At 53.3% G+C, this 15,348-nt stretch carries 15 protein-coding genes and 1 riboswitch; of the genes, 4 read left to right on the top strand and 11 right to left on the bottom strand.

Annotated elements, in window-relative coordinates; translation table 11 throughout:
* Window positions 1–55: 55 nt before the first annotated feature.
* Window positions 56–1,702, top strand: coding sequence for a peptide ABC transporter substrate-binding protein (locus IRJ17_RS08015; protein WP_242774183.1), 1,647 nt, complete (start codon window positions 56–58; stop codon window positions 1,700–1,702).
* 162 nt (window positions 1,703–1,864) lie between these two features.
* On the opposite strand, the gene IRJ17_RS08010 is transcribed toward IRJ17_RS08015, so the two are convergent.
* The 5 genes from IRJ17_RS08010 to IRJ17_RS07990 all read right to left on the bottom strand — a co-directional run bounded on the left by IRJ17_RS08010 (window position 1,865) and on the right by IRJ17_RS07990 (window position 7,349).
* On the bottom strand, window positions 1,865–3,742 hold the full coding sequence (locus tag IRJ17_RS08010; RefSeq protein ID WP_173599392.1) for an alpha/beta fold hydrolase: 1,878 nt from the start codon (window positions 3,740–3,742) through the stop codon (window positions 1,865–1,867).
* 55 nt (window positions 3,743–3,797) lie between these two features.
* Complete coding sequence (locus IRJ17_RS08005) at window positions 3,798–4,370, bottom strand: TetR/AcrR family transcriptional regulator (RefSeq protein WP_122963748.1); 573 nt, start codon at window positions 4,368–4,370, stop codon at window positions 3,798–3,800.
* A gap of 141 nt (window positions 4,371–4,511) precedes the next feature.
* Window positions 4,512–5,372: a hypothetical protein gene (locus tag IRJ17_RS08000; protein WP_242774181.1), complete on the bottom strand. Its 861-nt coding sequence runs from the start codon at window positions 5,370–5,372 to the stop codon at window positions 4,512–4,514.
* Window positions 5,362–5,937 (bottom strand): sigma-70 family RNA polymerase sigma factor, encoded by a 576-nt coding sequence (locus IRJ17_RS07995; protein WP_242774178.1) that lies wholly within the window; start codon window positions 5,935–5,937, stop codon window positions 5,362–5,364. The genes IRJ17_RS08000 and IRJ17_RS07995 overlap by 11 nt, the downstream gene beginning before the upstream one ends.
* 233 nt (window positions 5,938–6,170) lie before the next feature.
* Window positions 6,171–7,349: a DUF4272 domain-containing protein gene (locus IRJ17_RS07990; RefSeq protein ID WP_173597663.1), complete on the bottom strand. Its 1,179-nt coding sequence runs from the start codon at window positions 7,347–7,349 to the stop codon at window positions 6,171–6,173.
* 148 nt (window positions 7,350–7,497) lie between these two features.
* Between IRJ17_RS07990 and IRJ17_RS07985 the strand changes: the two genes are divergently transcribed.
* Window positions 7,498–8,586 carry a suppressor of fused domain protein gene (locus IRJ17_RS07985; protein ID WP_242774168.1) on the top strand — a complete coding sequence of 363 codons (1,089 nt, stop codon included), beginning with the start codon at window positions 7,498–7,500 and terminating at the stop codon, window positions 8,584–8,586.
* Window positions 8,587–8,746: 160 nt separating this feature from the next.
* Here IRJ17_RS07985 and IRJ17_RS07980 read toward each other — a convergent pair whose 3' ends face one another.
* From IRJ17_RS07980 to IRJ17_RS07960, 5 genes are all read right to left on the bottom strand, one after another.
* Window positions 8,747–9,598: a class I SAM-dependent methyltransferase gene (locus IRJ17_RS07980; protein ID WP_122963743.1), complete on the bottom strand. Its 852-nt coding sequence runs from the start codon at window positions 9,596–9,598 to the stop codon at window positions 8,747–8,749.
* A 14-nt stretch (window positions 9,599–9,612) separates the two neighbouring features.
* Window positions 9,613–10,380, bottom strand: coding sequence for an ABC transporter ATP-binding protein (locus tag IRJ17_RS07975; protein WP_217365748.1), 768 nt, complete (start codon window positions 10,378–10,380; stop codon window positions 9,613–9,615).
* A 19-nt stretch (window positions 10,381–10,399) separates the two neighbouring features.
* Entirely contained in the window at window positions 10,400–11,455 is a 1,056-nt protein-coding gene (locus IRJ17_RS07970; RefSeq protein ID WP_229049759.1) for a FecCD family ABC transporter permease, read from the bottom strand.
* A 28-nt stretch (window positions 11,456–11,483) separates the two neighbouring features.
* Window positions 11,484–12,650, bottom strand: a complete 1,167-nt coding sequence (locus IRJ17_RS07965; protein WP_242774165.1) for an ABC transporter substrate-binding protein — start codon at window positions 12,648–12,650, stop codon at window positions 11,484–11,486.
* Window positions 12,651–12,800: 150 nt separating this feature from the next.
* Window positions 12,801–12,998: riboswitch (cobalamin riboswitch) on the bottom strand.
* Between the two features lie 154 nt (window positions 12,999–13,152).
* Window positions 13,153–13,521 carry a winged helix-turn-helix transcriptional regulator gene (locus tag IRJ17_RS07960; RefSeq protein ID WP_173597666.1) on the bottom strand — a complete coding sequence of 123 codons (369 nt, stop codon included), beginning with the start codon at window positions 13,519–13,521 and terminating at the stop codon, window positions 13,153–13,155.
* Window positions 13,522–13,630: 109 nt separating this feature from the next.
* Here IRJ17_RS07960 and IRJ17_RS07955 point away from each other — a divergent pair, with 109 nt between their 5' ends.
* Both IRJ17_RS07955 and IRJ17_RS07950 read left to right on the top strand, forming a co-directional pair.
* A complete protein-coding gene (locus tag IRJ17_RS07955) occupies window positions 13,631–14,425 on the top strand; it encodes an alpha/beta fold hydrolase (RefSeq protein WP_242774162.1) in 795 nt (264 codons plus the stop codon).
* A 39-nt stretch (window positions 14,426–14,464) separates the two neighbouring features.
* Window positions 14,465–15,127, top strand: coding sequence for an NAD(P)H-dependent oxidoreductase (locus tag IRJ17_RS07950; RefSeq protein WP_423751963.1), 663 nt, complete (start codon window positions 14,465–14,467; stop codon window positions 15,125–15,127).
* 78 nt (window positions 15,128–15,205) lie between these two features.
* Here the strand turns inward: IRJ17_RS07950 and IRJ17_RS07945 are convergent, their stop codons facing one another.
* The gene (locus IRJ17_RS07945) at window positions 15,206–15,304 is read right to left on the bottom strand and encodes an NAD(P)H-dependent oxidoreductase (RefSeq protein ID WP_242774157.1); all 99 of its coding nucleotides are present in this window, start codon (window positions 15,302–15,304) and stop codon (window positions 15,206–15,208) included.
* Window positions 15,305–15,348 lie beyond the last annotated feature (44 nt).

Genomic DNA, 15,348 nt, shown 5'->3' with positions numbered 1-15,348 from the left:
AATTATCCTTCTACATATGAATTTTTAAAAATATTCAAACAACTAGGAGGTACTGATGAAAAAATGGTTGCGAGTTGCCTGTAGCACCGCGTTACTAGCAAGCCTCATGATCGGCTGTACGACGAAGCCCGCTGAAAATGCCCAGCCTGCCGCAAGCCAGCAGCCCGCTGGCGCGACCGAAAAACCTGCCTCGGGAGAACCGATGGTCTTGCACTGGAGCATCACGGGCGAGCCTCCGACGATGGACCCCGGCATTGCTACTGACGCCTCCAGCATGGACATGATCAATCTCGCTTTTGAAGGACTGACTATCGTCGATCGGCAAGGTCAGATGATCAACGGAACAGCAGAGAGCTTCACCAACTCCCCTGACTTTACCCACTTCACTTTTACCTTGCGCAAGGATGCCAAATGGAGCAACGGCGATCCGGTTACCGCCCACGATTTTGAATACGCTATCAAGCGCAATCTCGATCCGAAAACCGCCTCCGGCTACGCTTACCAGCTGTTCTACATCAAAGGCGGCGAAGAGTTTTTCAACGGCACAGGCAAAGCAGAAGATGTCGGCGTCAAAGCCAAGGACGATTACACACTCGACTTCACCCTGCGCTCGCCTACGCCATTTTTCCGTGAATTGACCTCATTCACTACTTACTATCCTTTGCATAAAAAGACACTGGAGAGCAATCCGAAATGGGCAAGCGACGCCTCTACCATCGTCGGAAACGGCCCGTTCGTCATCGACCAGTGGGAGCATAAAGCGAAGCTGGCCTTTTCCAAAAGCCCTACTTACTGGGATCAGGCCAACGTCAAGCTGGATCGGATTGAAATCGTCGTAATCGAAGACAACAACACCGCTCTCTCGATGTTTGAAAACGGCGATCTCGATTGGGGCGGCTATCCTTCCTTCGGCCTTTCCCCTGATGCAATCGGGCAAATCAAGGAACAGGGCAAGCTGGTCGTCGCCGATAATCCGGGGACAAAGGCAGTCATTTTCAATACGCAAAAACCGCCTTTTACCAACAAAAAAATTCGCCAGGCTTTCTCTTACTCCATCGAACGCCAACAGTTAATCGACAATATTTTGCAAACCGGGGTACCGCCTGCATACGGTTGGGTGCCGACCTCGATGGGCTTGAACCCGGACGGCTACTTCAAGGAAGACATAGACAAAGCCAGGCAGCTGCTCGCGGAAGGCATGAAGGAGCTGGGGTTGAGCGAGTTCCCGAAAGTGACGTACTACTACGACACGGGAGAAACCGACAAGAAGATCGCCCAGGCGTTGCAGGACGAGTGGAAGAAAACGCTCGGCGTGAACATCGAGATTCGCACAGCCGAGTGGAAAGTGTTCAACGACGACGTCCAGAACGGGAAATACGACTTCGGCATCTGGCTATGGGGCGCCGATTTCAACGACCCGATCAACTTCCTGGAAATGTACAAGGACAAAGAAGGCGGCAACAACGTCGTACGCTTCGACAACAAAGAGTACCGCGACTTGTTGAACAAAAGCTACTATGAAACCGATGCCGCGAAGCGCAAACAGCTGATGTTTGACGCAGAAAAAATTCTCATGGAGGAAATGCCGCTCGCCCCTCTGCACTTCCGCGGCAACGCCTATGTGAAAAACGACAAAGTCAAAGATTTCGTGATCTTCCCGCTCGGAGGCTCGTATTTCAAGTACGCGTATGTAGAAAAGTAGCTCGCTTCGCTTGTCCGAAGTGGCCGAATCGCTCGAATCCCCAAAAGAAAGAGGAGCTTTGCCTGTTTGATCGGCAAGGCTCCTTTACTTTTTGCTGAAAGCGTTCCTAGCCCCAGCCCCGTCTCGTCGGGAAGTCGGACAGTCAGGAAGTCAAGCTATCTCCTATCCCCTCAGTGACCGCAGCAAGCTGGCTGTCTCGTGCGGATGGCTGAGCGGAAAATGATGGGCCAAATCATGGCGGTGTACCGCGATCTGCCTCTCCCCAAGCGCTATCTCCTGCTCGCTTGTCAGGCGATAGGCGCTGTCTTGATTTCCCCATACAAGGTGAACGGGAAAAGCGGCAGCTTGACCCCACTCCATTTGCTGAAAATCGTGCATGAAATAACGCAAAACCTCTGCGTGTGTCTTGCTGATGCGCGGTGATTGCAGAAGGCTTTTTGTCTTGTCCAGATAGCCAGCCGGCACCTCAGCCACGAAGCGAAACATCCCTTGTTCAATCATCGTGCTCTCCAGACGGGGGCGGGTCAGCTGCTTTTGCAAAAAGCGCTGGAGCAAGCTCTCGCTCTTCCCGATTTGCACAAGCAGCGGGTTCTGCTTCGGGGCGTGCAGCGGCGGTTGCAGCAAATACACTCCGGCGATCTTGTCCGGCACTCGCTTGGCCGCTTCCCATGCCAGGAAAGCACCAAACGAATGCCCTGCCAAATGGACGGGAGCAGGCAGCTCTCGGAGCGCGCTGGCGACCGCCTCGATGAAGCCGCCCAGCTTTTGCTCCCGGTGATGATAGGGCGATCTGCCAAAGCCCGGCAAGTCCCACAGCCATACCTTCTCCTCGCCAAGCTGCTCAGCCAGCGGGAACAAATCGCCAAGCTCGCTGAACAAGCCGTGCAACAGTACCCATGGCGCTCCCTCCACGCCTGGCTTCTGATAGGCAGCCAAGCCTGCGACTTTCGCCCGCCGAAAAGCATCGGGAGCGGCATCGCCCCGGGCAGACAAGCGATAATCGAGATCAGCCACAACGCTTGGCAGATGGCTGTCCGCTTGATATTCGCCCACGCCCCTCGTTTGCTTCATTTGCTGAAAAGGCGCGAGCGGGAACTGTTTTTTCACGATAAAGTCCATCGAGTTGGCCGGAACGCCGAGCAAGCGGCTGCCTCCGTTGCGCACGATCGTTTTCAAAACGGACAGCGGGAACGGGACGGACGGCGGCTTCATTCGCAGTTCTTTTGCCATGAGTTGCACCAGTTCCGGGAAAGACGGCGTCGCCCCGCGCTCGTTCAAGGCGTAGTACGTCTGGTGCGCGATGCCTTTTGCCTCGACAATTCCGACGATCACTTCTGCCAGATCGTCCACGGCAAGCAGCGGGAGCCACCATTCTTTTCCGCCGGGCAATACGGGAAATTTCCCCTGCCGCATGGAGTTGACCACAAGTCCCAGGCCATCCGTCTGCTCGGTGCTTCCCGTATGCCGCGGCCCGATGATTGTGCTCGGATTGACGACAACCAGCGGCATTCCTGCTTGATGAGCTTGCTGCCGCACGTACAGGTCAGCCAAAAACTTGTATTTTTCATAGCCTCCCGCATGATCGAACAGCTTGTTCTCGGCGAACACATCTGTGGCAAGCGTCGCGCTCGCATCGTCAAAAGGGCTCATGTAGCCGACAAGGTGAATGAGCTTTTGCAGCCTTTTGCGCTGGTGCAGCTCGCCCGCCAGCTTCAACAGATGATCGGCTCCTTGCAAAATGACTTTTCTGGCCGCTTCCTCACCGAGCGAGATATCCATCGGCACCCCGGCATGAATGATCGTATCTGCGGCAAGCACCCGCTGGTAGTCAAGCTCTGACAGCCCCAGCCTCTCCTCGCGCAAATCCCCCCGTACTGCGCTGCTGTTCGCCTGCTCTTCGGCTGTCATTGCAGCCAGTTGCCTCTCCCACTTTTCCAGGGAGCGCACGAGCGCCAACACCGTATGTCCTGCGCGTGCCAAGCGCCTTGTTACCTCCCGGCCGATAAACCCTGTCGCTCCTGTTATCAATACAACTGCCATAAAATGAACCTCCCTTTAATAGGACTAATTGGTACTAATCAATTGCAAAAAAAGCCTACACTTGAATCAAGTGTAGAAAAGTAGCGCCTGCGTTTATAAAAGCTTCTGTGTTGCCGTAAGACTCGGCAAGCTGCATGGCTCCTTCCAAAATCGTGATGAGAAGCGCCGCTGTCTCGGGAACCGGAATCCCTGCCTTGAACTCTTTTCGCTCAACTCCTTCTCTTAGCACATTTTCCGCTACTCCTTGCAGCTCGCGCATAAACGCGTGGATGCGAACCCGAACCTGCGGGATTTGCGCGGACAGAAGGGACAGGATCGGACAGCCTCCCACACAGTCTCGCCCGTTCAGCTCGTCAGCCAGTGCGGCAAAAATTTGCTCGATCCGCCTCGCAGCGGTCAAGTCCCTGGCCTGGGCAATCTCATCAAGCACCGTGCGCAACAATTGGGCGCGGTAGTCCAACACAGCGACAACAAGCTCCTCCTTGCTCTTGAAATGGTAGTAAATATTTGACTTGGAGACTTTGCTCTGCGCCACGACGTCATCCATGCTCGTATTCATCAGCCCTTTTTGCAAAAACAGAGCGGATGCGCTGGCAATCACATGGTCGCGATTCGAGATTTTTTTCATGATTAGAACTATATAGTCCTAATCAAATAATGTCAAGCGACAAGCTGCTCGGCACATGCAGTTGGCAACAAAAAAACGTGCCCGCGGGAGCCACTTAAAAACATGGCGTCGCCTGGACACGCTTCGCTGGTTGCAATCCGCTTACTTACCGGACACGGGCGCGGGAGCTGGAGCAGGGCCAGCCCCTTCTGTAACAGGAGCATTTTTCAGCTTTTCTCTCGCTTGCTCGATTTCCGTTTGTGTCAGCGGCGCTCCTGTCGAGAAGCCGTCAATGATTTTGCCCAATACGTTAGGCGCAAAATCATCTTGCGCATACAACTCGATCGTATACCCGTCCTTCTCCCAAATGACAATCCCGTTCGCCATGTACACTTTCGTTCCGTTCAGCACTTGCGTTTTGACTTCCTCTGTCGTTCCGATCCCGTTTTCCCCGCCTTTCGAGATCAGGAAGTTCACTGTTTTATCGCCATGCGCATATTGGACTTCCGCCATGCTGTCACCGTGAACGACCGTGTTGACGTACTCGTAATCGGCTACCCAGGATGGCGCGGGAAAGTTCGAACCGAGTACAGCGCGGGCTTCCTGCACCGTCAGATTGGGACGCGGCTGCAAAGTCACGGCACGGGCGCCGTCTGCTCCGGCTTGGACGGCTGCATTTTCGCTTGCAGGTGCAACAGGCTCTTTGTCATATTGCACAATTTGCAAATTCCCCACTTGAAACCGCGCCAAAATAGAGGACAGCATTTCTTGGGCAAACGAGGTAGTCGAGAAAGCTCCCGTCAGGCAGACAATGGCAGCGACACTGGCCGCAACCGTTTTCCAACTGCTTTTTTTCATCACGATCTCATCCTTTTCCACAGGCTTTGCCTGGATTTTTCCGGCTTTCAGCTTGTTTGCAAGCCGGTTGTAGATTCTGTCCCTCGCTGCCTGGTCATCCAGCTCCACATGAGCGAGATAGTCGGCCAGCTCGCGAAATTCGTCTGTATCCTGCTTATTCCTCATGCCGAAAACCTCCTTTTTCCAGTTCTTTTTGCAGCTTCTTCAAGCATCTGTACAGCACAACCCCGATATTCGAACCGCTGACGCCAAGCAGCTCTGCGATTTCTGCGTTTTTCAAGCCTGCCGCATACTTCATGCCGATGATGTTGCGTTCTTTGTCGCTCAGCTTTGCCAGCGCCCGGAACAAAGCGGCATGGCGGTCATCGCGGATCACGATGTCTTCCGGAGACGACTTGGGCAAAGCCAAATTCAAAATCGAACTGAGCGAGAAGGCGGCCCTTTTTTTCTGTGAGCGGAAGTAATCCGTCACCGCATTTCTGGCAATGGCGAACAGCCATACTTCAAAACTCGCTTTTTCCGGCGAAAAGCGGTTGTATTTGGCAATCACCGCTTCGAATACGTGGCTGCATACTTCCTCTGCCGCATAGTGATTGTCGATCCGGTAGCAAATGTACTTGTAGACGCGTTTGTAGTACGCATCGTAAATCTCGGCGAACTTTTCCGCTGCCATGCACTCATCGTGGCTCTCGTTCAGCTGATTTTGGTGGATGCCCGTTTTGGTGCTCATTTGAACAATCTCCAACTACTTCCCCTCCCTTCCCTCCCGACTCAGACATGGTACAGGAACAAATTGCGCAATTTGTTGTGGTTGTCCGTGAGTCTCACGCTAGTTAATACGGAAAAAAACAGATTGTATTAACAAATCGGTCGAGAAAAGTACCCAACTCTTTTTCGAGCACAACGAAAAAAGCCGACATCGTTCGTGAACGATATCAGCCTGTTGCTGCTTTTTAGCGAACCCTATGTGTCCATCTGCACATGATCCCACTCGTCTTCCATGTGACGCACGAGCCAGTTTAGTGCCCTGTGTCTTTCCATGACGACTCCCGGCTCCAAACCTCCCGCCACGGTCCGGTTGTTGATGCGCGCATCGACGCACGCCCAATCGTAGCGATAGATCAAATCCGCCTGATCCAAAATCTCCGCCTTGCTTCGCACGACGGCGTTGTCGTAGAAAGTTTGATAGTTTCCCGCGCTGCGCAATACATCGATGGCATAGCTGACATCGCAAATCTCGCTCGGAAACTCCAATTCTTTTTTATAGCCGAGCGCCCACAACAGCACCCAGTAGCATTCGTACATCCACGCCATCTGCACCATGTCGTTCTGGCTTGGATTCGGGTCGTCGAGGAGCTTTCTTTCGTTTTCCGTAAAGAAGTCTGCCGCGCCGTACTGCTCGATAATTCCTTCGATGAACTCGCGCTCTTCGGCAATCTCCCCGTTCTCCGCGATTCCGGCGGCGTAGACGGCAATCAGGCACAAAGCAATAGCCCGCTGCACGATCTCTTCCTTGGTCCTGATGACAGCATCCTCATCCCCGACGATGACAGGCAAATGGTTAATATACGGGACGCCTTGCTCCTGCAAAAGCTGGATGTTGCGCGCTTTGCGCTCTTCCCCGGACTGGGATGGACGCACGTGCCGATCGATAAACTCGGTGCTCACCGTCACCAAATAGTCGTCCACCTCTGATTCGCCCTCGGTGTTCAAAAGCAGGCGGCCCTCTTTATCGAGCATGTGGCCTGTCGGGAGGAAAACGATGCCGGATACTTCCTTGGCAATCGCCAGGACAGCAGCGAACGTTTCCTGGTCGATTTCCTTGCTGGCTACGATGCCTACGGCCACGTTGAGCGCGGTAATCTGGATCAGCAGCTTTTCCTTGACCTTTTCATGCGCCGTCTCAATCTGGGCAAAAAATCCGTACATCCCTTTTTTCATCTGCAAAAAGCGCTCCGGATCGGCTTCCTCGCGCATGAAGTTGAAGGCCAGTGTGCTTTTGCCAAACCATTTCTTGTCTGTGACAGTCACGCTTTGTCCGTCCGCAGCAGCTTGTACTTCTTTGTCTGGAAAAGTCTCCTTGATCGCATCGACTATTTTTTGATAGTCAGCTATGGAGACGTATAGTGTACATTGATTCATCGTTGCTCCCCGCTTTCGTTTCTATCTTTTGTCTAGACGAAATTTTGCCACCAATAGTCAATTATGGTATTCTACCCCTGTTCCGTGCAAGTTTACATCTACCTATTTTGATGAAGAATCTACCATATTCCGTTTGGAAGGTGATCCGATGAAAAACATTTTGTTGGAGGAATTTTCTCCACTTTGCGACATTCAAGCCTTTGTCGAAGAAGATGAATCTGGCGTTTATTTTTATTTGTGGGACTACCCCGGTCAGGAACACGCGAGTATTCGCTCCTGCTGGGTGCGCAATTACGGGCCAGCTCCCGAGACACTCGATTTTTCGGCCATGGAAGACGGAAACGCTCCCATGCTGCCGCGCAACTGCTGCGCCCATCCGCAAGGCGCGGAAAAGCTCGACCCAGATGAGCTGTCAATTGTCTGGCTGACAGAAGGAGACGCCGCAGCTTTGCTTTATCAAGACGAGGTGCTGTGCGTCATTCCCGGCTGGGCGGGGCAGCAGGCAGACGGCTCCAGCTATCCGGCTTATGCGCGAGACTGTATCGCAGAATCTCCTTTCTGCTTTCCGCTCGGCACACCAGACACAAACGCTTTGTTTGCGCGAATCGAAGCTGCCCGGCAATTTTGGGCGAGCTGGGACGAAAATCCTTGGCCAGACTTGCAGCATCAGTATCTCGACGCGATCACGGCAACGCTTGGCCCGGTCAAAAACTATTACGGCATCGACGGCGGTCACTGGCCGCCGAAAGCATTGGTCACGGTGGAAAAGGGCGAAATCACCTACGCCGTCACCTTGGGCGTCTCCATCGTGCCGCAGCCAAAGGTCGAGCTATATACCGAATCACCGGAACAACTGCGCCGCTTCGAGCTGGCTTTTGCCTGCGAAACCAAATGGCTGGCCGAAAATGAAAAGCAACTTTTGGCCTACATCAGCGGGCAAACAACGCTGCCCTGGTCGTACATGACTTTTCTCGCCCAAGGGCACACCATCCCTTGTCAGGAGATCAGCGAGGTAGACGGCCGCTTCACATCCATGCTGCTCGCCAAGCCCCAAAGCGCCCCGGCGCTGGCCTTCCCGACGGTTTACGGCGATCCGGTCAACCTGCTCTGGATGATTCCCATCACGAGTGCCGAACAACGCTTCGCGGAGGAAAACGGGTCGGAAGCATTGATCCGTCTGGCTGTTGGGACGGAAGCGGAATGGATTTTCAATGGGATGGAAAAGTGGATGCGTTGAGTGAATGCGTAGAAAAAGTTCGGATTCGCCATGCCGAAAAGAGTTGCCTAGCATGATAAAAAGCTTCGCTGCATTTTGTGCGCGAAGCTTTTTCGTGCTTGTTTTGCTTGTGTGTTTCTCCTGTTTCCTCCCTCCGCTACAGCTACGATCAACACCATCTTTACAAACTAATCCTTCTCTCCGGCTTCCAATACAACAACGCCGCTTTAAACTGATGCACATACGCAGGCTTGCCATCTACCCAGACCAAATATTGGCGCAAAATCGCCTCCGCTTTCTCCCGATCATAGGACGGCTCCATAATCGCGCTCAAATTTTGGCTGACAAACTGCTCCTCCGACTCGTACACGTACGTTTTTTGCAAAGGAAGAATGTTGCAGTTCACGTCAATGCCCAGCTCATACAGCAAATTGGTCAGATGAATATAGTCTCTGCGCGAAAACTTGATTTTGTACCCGAGCTGCTGATGAATATCCCAGTAGTGCGGCTTTTCCGGCCCGCTAGTCATCCCGATCACCGCCAACCGCCTGGCCGAATTGTTCATATTGACCATCGCCTGATCAATCGCCTGCATCCGATAATAGCAGTTCACACCAAACACGACATCATGGACGGGCGGCTCGTACTCTTCCCACTTGGCATGGACAAAGCTCATGTTGGATAGCCCTTTCGCACGCGCCCCCTGCTCCAGATAGCCCAGCACACTCGCGGAACTGTCTACGCAAGTGAGCGACCGCGCTTTGCTCGCCGCCGCAAACGTGTAATTTCCCCATCCCGGCCCAATCTCCAGCACTTCATCGTCTTCCTGAATAAAGGAAAGCAGCTCCCTGCCAATCTCCCGCACATAGTCATCCGGCTCCGCTTCCGCCGTTTTGCGCTGCAAAAATTGATCCCAAAAGCTTTCTTCCAGCTGGTCGTCAGTCATGCGCTCGGGCAGCTTGCCTTCCCAATTTTTCATCCCTTCCATCCAGGCTTCCCTGGACTTCATCCCTAGCCTTACTCCGTAGTACATGTTCTCCCCCTTGCTTATCGCGACTCTGGCAGCGTGGCCGTCAACTTCAGACCGCTGCTGCCCTGCCCGATCTCGACTTTTACTCCGTACACCTGCTCCATATTCGCAGAGGTAAACACTTCCTCCGGCCGCCCGGAAGCATAAATTTGCCCTTGCTGCAGCAAAAACACGCGATCTGAATATCTGGCCGCCAGCTCCAGATCGTGCATGATCAACACGACCAGCACTTGCTGCTGGAGGGCAAGCTGCCGAACCAGCTCCAGCACCTCCAGTTGATGGCGAATATCGAGAGCGGACGTCGGCTCATCCAGCAGCAGTATTTCCGGCTCTTGGGCAAGCGCTCGCGCAATCAGTACCTTTTGCCGCTCGCCTCCGCTCAGCTCGTCCATATAACGCTGCGCCATTTCCGCAAGTTGCAGCCGCTCCATGATTGCTCCCGCTACTTCCAGATCGTGAGCGGTCACGTTCCACTGCATGTACGGTTTCCTGCCCAGAAGCACCGTCTCCAACACCGTTAACGGATAGCCGAAAGCCGTGTGCTGCGGCACGTACCCCAGCGTTTTCGCCAACTCGTTAGCCGAATAGGAGCGAATGTCTCTGTCTTTGATCCAGATCCGCGCTCGTTCCACCGGGATAATCGACGCCATGCTTTTGAGCAAGGTTGTTTTCCCGGCACCGTTTGGCCCGATGATGCTTGCGACCTCGCCTTTTTGCAAGTTCATCTGAATTTGCTTCAGAATCATCTTCGTTCCGTACTTGATCGATAAATCCTTGACCTGCATGTACACCCGACCGTCCTCCTTATGCCCAGTAGTCCTTGCGCTTTTTCAACAGCAAATAGACGAAAAACGGGGCGCCAAACAACGCGGTGATGATGCCTACCGGAATCTCGATCGGAGATAATACCATGCGGGCTGCCGTATCTGACAAGAGCAGCAGCAAAGCGCCCATCAGGCAAGAGCACGGCAGTAAAAATCGATAATCCGTCCCGATGATGATTCTGCTGATATGCGGTGCCACCAGCCCGATGAACCCGATAATCCCTGTGAAGGCAATCGTGACGGAGGCCATCAAGGTAACGAGCAAAAGGCACACCCAGCGGACTTGTTTGACATTGACGCCGAGCGTTCGCGCTACATCTTCGCCAGCGCATAGCGAGTTCAGGTCCCAGGCGTATTTCAGCAAAAGGACAAGCGAGATGATCACGAGCGGCAGCAAAATGTGCAGCACTTGCCATTTCGCTCCCCAAAATCCTCCCATGAGCCAGACAACCAAGTCTTTCAACGCTTCGTTGTTGGAAAAAAACTTCAAACCGGAAACGCCCGCCGAAAACAGTTGCCCAATGGCCACCCCCGCCAAAAGCAGTACGGTCGTCGAGCTGTTTTTGAGCTTGGCGATGCCGTAGACCGCGCCCACAGCGAGACAGCCAAACACAAAGGCATTAAGAGCGATCATCCACTGTCCACTCGAAACGAGGTTGATGCCAAACACACTCGTCCCGGCCACGATCGCCAATGCTGCTCCAAAAGCCGCTCCGCTCGATACGCCGAGCGTAAAAGGGTCTGCCAGCGGATTGCGCAAAATCGCCTGCATAATCGCACCGGCACATGCCAGCGAAACTCCTGTAATGATCGACATGACCATGCGCGGCAGCCGAATCTCGTATACGATGTAGGCGGTCATCTCATCGGAAGCGCGTCCGGACAAAATAGCCAAAAGCTCAGGCAACGCAACTTCTACAGCCCCTTGACTGACTGCGTAAAGCGTCAGCAGCACCAGCAGGAGGAAAAGGCTTGTCAAAATGAGCAGCTTGCTTTTCACGCTCCCGTGATAGATGGCCTGGATCGGTCGCTGCACTGGCTTGCTCAGCGGTTGTCCTTGGCTGTCATTGAACATCTTTGAACGAATAGTGCCAAATGCCTTGGTATGGCACGCCTAACCATTTTTCAAAATACTCTTTGGCATACTGCTCGGGATCGATATCCTGGAATTTATCCGGGTACAAATATTTGGCTAGTTGGAGATTGCCGATATACCGCTTGTCCGATCCGACAAAGTTGGTGTAGAAAAAGTAAATGTCTTTGCTTTGCCCCGCCTTGAGCCGCGAAACAGATGTCGTGCTCATAATATGGCGCAGCGCTTCTTCAAACGGCTTCGTATCCTTCACATTGTAGCCACCCAGCCAGGTGCCGTGCAGGGTAATGACCTCCGGGTTGCGCTTGAGCACATATTCCTCGTCGACCATGATCGTAGTCGACGCCTCCGCCGGATTCCATTGCAAGTCGGCAGCGTCTTTCCCGCCAGCCAGAATCGTCGCGTAGCCTTCCCCTACTCCTGGCTTCCCGTCTAACGACTGGCTGGGGAAAATCCGGTAGCCCCCGTTCGTATTGAGAAATCCGGCTGACAAGGCAAGCACCTGTTTTTTGTCTTCCTCCTTGATGCCCGCCACCCGGTCCGCTAACAGCTTTTCAATCGAATGCTTCCAGGCGAGAAATTCGTCTGCCTTGTCCGATTTATCAAAAATTTTGCCGAGCAGCTTCAGCTCCTCATCCATCTGTTCCGGCAAATAGTTGTTCATTCGCACGACTTTGATTCCGGCTGGCTCCAGCTTTTCCTCCAGCGTCTTGTCGGGGCGATTCGTATAGGCGAAGACGATTTGCGGCTTCAAGCTGATGATTTGCTCCAGATTGATCTGCTTCGTTTCCCCCACATCCGGCTTGCTGTCAAATCCGAGGTACGGGTTATTTTTGACCGTCGTGTCGCCTGTAGCCAGCACGTACTGCTCGGCTCCCAGCAGCTTGATCGCTTCTGCCGTGTTGCGATTGAGCACGACCACCCGCTCTACTGGCAGCTTTACCGTGATCGCAGTCCCTGCGGAATCTTGAAAAGCAAGCTCCTGCTTTTCCTGCGGCACCGCCTGTTCAGTTTTCTGTTCCGCAGGCGTTGACGATGACGGTGAAGCAGCAGAGCAGCCAGTCACGACCAAAAAAATCGTGAGCAGGCCAAACAGCCATACTTTGCCGATCCAGCTTTTCCGGTTCTTTTGCAGCATCGTTTCCACTCCCTATCTTTTTGTGATCAATAGAAAAGCCCCGTCCCGCCGGACGAGGCAAACGTGTAGAAGTAATCAGTCGACATCATGAATAAATAGACACAAGCTGTCGCAGCTTCTTCCTACACCTCACCTTTTCCGCGAAGGATTACGGGTGTGACAAACTAGGTAGGTCTCCTGGCTTTTGGCTCATCGCGCTCTTTCGTCTTCCCCGATGGTTATGCTCCATACCGAGTGACATGTTGGAAAGAGAACTCACCAATTACAGTGGCGGGACCGCTCGGGATTTTCACCCGATTCCCTGTTACCCCTTGCTCTCGCAAAGGCACCTAGCTGCATGCTATTCTTGGCTGATTATACCATTATTTTCATAGGGAGGGGGGACCGTAAAAACAAATCGGCCGCTTCCTTCCCTCTTTTGCCTTCGCCCGAAAAAAATCCGCCGTTCTCAGGTGGTCGTATGGTTGTCGTATGCGATTATGGCCCGGTGCTTTCAGCAGTTTTAGGCAGTCGGCTCCACTTCATCCGCCACAGGCGTGCCAAACTGCTCTCCCCATTTGATCAAGTATTCAATCACGGGACGCAGTGCTTCTCCCCGCTCTGTCAGCTCGTACTCCACCTTTGGCGGAACGACCGGGTACACATGCCGCAGCACAATCCCCGCCTCTTCCAGCTCCCGCAGCTGTTCCGCGAGCATTTTGTGATTCACGCCCATGATGTTTTTCTTCAGCTCACCGTACCGCTTTTTCCCGTTCATCAGTTGGCAAATAATCGTCGTTTTCCATCTTCCTGCAAGAATGGAAACAGACAGCTCGATCGGACACTGAAACTGTTTGCCGTTTATTTGATAAATCACCTGTTGGTTCCCCATGGTTCTCACTTCCCTTTTGGTAAGTATTCAACGAAAAAGTGCGTACTTACTTTTTTACAGTGTATTCGGTAAGATCACTTTTGTAAAACACGATTTCAAGGAGGCCCTCATGGAAAAATTCGTTCAGGTTGGTCCCATAAACGTCGCATATGCAGTAGAAGGAAGCGGACCTGCCGTGCTGTTGATCCACGGTACAGGAGGCAGTTACGAAGGCACGTGGGGCAATCTCGGCAAGGCGCTGGCACCTGACTTTACCGTCATCACCCCCAATTACAGCGGCTCGGGCAAAACGCAAGACGACCGCGAGCGGCTGGAGCTGGACGATCTGGTCGAGCAAAATGTGCAGGCAGTTATGCAGGAAGGCTTTACGCACTTTCATGTCGTAGGCTACTCGCTCGGCGCTGTCGTTGCAGCTGCCATCGCCGCCAAATACCCGGAGCGAGTCCAATCGGTGACAGCGATCGCGGGCTGGGTAGAAAGCGATCTCGCTGTCGCCTATCAGTTCGATCTGTGGCAAAAGCTGTTCCGCCAGGATCGGGAGCTGTTCGCCCAATTCGCCATCCACACTGGCTTCAGCCCGGCGTTTTACAGCTCGTTTCAAACACTGGAGCAGTTGCATGAGTTTACCGCCAATTTGGCTGCGACACTTGCCGAAGGTACTGGCAAACAGGCTGAACTTGACACTCGCATCAACCTGCGGCCTTTGCTTGGCAAAGTCACTGCCCCAGCACTGGCCATCGGCTTGACTTACGATCGCATGGTGCCTGTGGAGCAGACAAGGGAAATGGCCGCTCTCCTGCCTGACGCGCGCTACCACGAGATCGCTTCGGGACACCTGGTACTGTGGGAGCAGGAGGCAGAGCTGATCGAAACCGTCCTGTCCTTTGTCCGTTCTACCCGATGACTTCCCCAAAATAACTTACCTTATCTGGAGGATAACATGATCCAAAAAGAACAGATTTTGCAAGCATACGAAACTAGACACGCCACTAAAGAATTTGCCGCAGACAAAACGATTGCACAAGAAGACTTCGCTTTCATTATGGAAACGGCTCGCCTTTCTCCCAGCTCATTCGGTTTTGAGCCTTGGAACTTTCTCGTCGTGCAAAACCGCGCTCTGCGCGACAAGCTGTCTGTCGTTTCCTGGGGGGCGCAAAAGCAACTGGCTACAGCGAGTCATTTTGTCATCATCCTGGCGCGTACCAAGCAAGAGATGGCGGCTGATTCCGACTACGTAGTGAACCAGATGAAAAACGTGCAGCTTTTGCCGGAAAACGTCATCACCGCGAAAAGCGCCATGTACGACAAATTTTTGAAGCAAGATTTTGAGCTGTTTGCAGACGAGCGCGTCATGTTCGAATGGGCAGCCAGACAAACGTACATCGCCCTTGGCAACATGATGACCTCAGCCGCCATGATCGGCATCGATTCCTGCCCGATCGAAGGCTTCGACAAAAAACAGGCAGAGGAACTCCTGCAAGCTGAAGGACTGCTGGACAAGGAACGCTTTGGCGTAGCCTGCATGGTTGCCTTTGGCTACCGCAAAAGCGAGCCGCGCCCGAAAACAAGACAGCCGCGCGAACACCTCATTCGCTACGTCGAGTAACGACATCGCTACTGCCACTATTGCCGCCCCGAACAAGAATGGATGTTCGGGGCGGCCCTTTTTCCATTATAGTTGTTTCTAGACGGAAATGACGCCATCCGCGCCGTTTTCCGTCATGCGAAATGCTTTTCTGGCGATGCACACCGCATCAATATACACCTTCAACATCGGCGGCACGCCGTAATTCCACATCGGGGCAACAATAATATAGCCGTCAGCGG

Origin of the sequence: Brevibacillus parabrevis, assembly GCF_022701015.1 — a bacterium.
GTDB lineage: Bacteria > Bacillota > Bacilli > Brevibacillales > Brevibacillaceae > Brevibacillus > Brevibacillus parabrevis.
Note: the sequence above shows the minus strand (reverse complement) of the source record. Positions and strands in the feature narration are given on the sequence as shown.

Bases quoted from the DNA above. Each gene is read 5' to 3' on its own strand.
- IRJ17_RS07980 (WP_122963743.1), bottom strand. From the start codon at position 9,598: ATGTACTACGGAGTAAGGCTAGGGATGAAGTCCAGGGAAGCCTGGATG.
- IRJ17_RS08005 (WP_122963748.1), bottom strand. From the start codon at position 4,370: ATGAAAAAAATCTCGAATCGCGACCATGTGATTGCCAGCGCATCCGCT.
- IRJ17_RS08015 (WP_242774183.1), top strand. From the start codon at position 56: ATGAAAAAATGGTTGCGAGTTGCCTGTAGCACCGCGTTACTAGCAAGC.
- IRJ17_RS07995 (WP_242774178.1), bottom strand. From the start codon at position 5,937: ATGAGCACCAAAACGGGCATCCACCAAAATCAGCTGAACGAGAGCCAC.
- IRJ17_RS07990 (WP_173597663.1), bottom strand. From the start codon at position 7,349: ATGAATCAATGTACACTATACGTCTCCATAGCTGACTATCAAAAAATA.
- IRJ17_RS07955 (WP_242774162.1), top strand. From the start codon at position 13,631: ATGGAAAAATTCGTTCAGGTTGGTCCCATAAACGTCGCATATGCAGTA.
- IRJ17_RS08000 (WP_242774181.1), bottom strand. From the start codon at position 5,372: ATGAGGAATAAGCAGGATACAGACGAATTTCGCGAGCTGGCCGACTAT.
- IRJ17_RS07985 (WP_242774168.1), top strand. From the start codon at position 7,498: ATGAAAAACATTTTGTTGGAGGAATTTTCTCCACTTTGCGACATTCAA.
- IRJ17_RS08010 (WP_173599392.1), bottom strand. From the start codon at position 3,742: ATGGCAGTTGTATTGATAACAGGAGCGACAGGGTTTATCGGCCGGGAG.
- IRJ17_RS07975 (WP_217365748.1), bottom strand. From the start codon at position 10,380: ATGCAGGTCAAGGATTTATCGATCAAGTACGGAACGAAGATGATTCTG.
- IRJ17_RS07965 (WP_242774165.1), bottom strand. From the start codon at position 12,650: ATGCTGCAAAAGAACCGGAAAAGCTGGATCGGCAAAGTATGGCTGTTT.
- IRJ17_RS07960 (WP_173597666.1), bottom strand. From the start codon at position 13,521: ATGGGGAACCAACAGGTGATTTATCAAATAAACGGCAAACAGTTTCAG.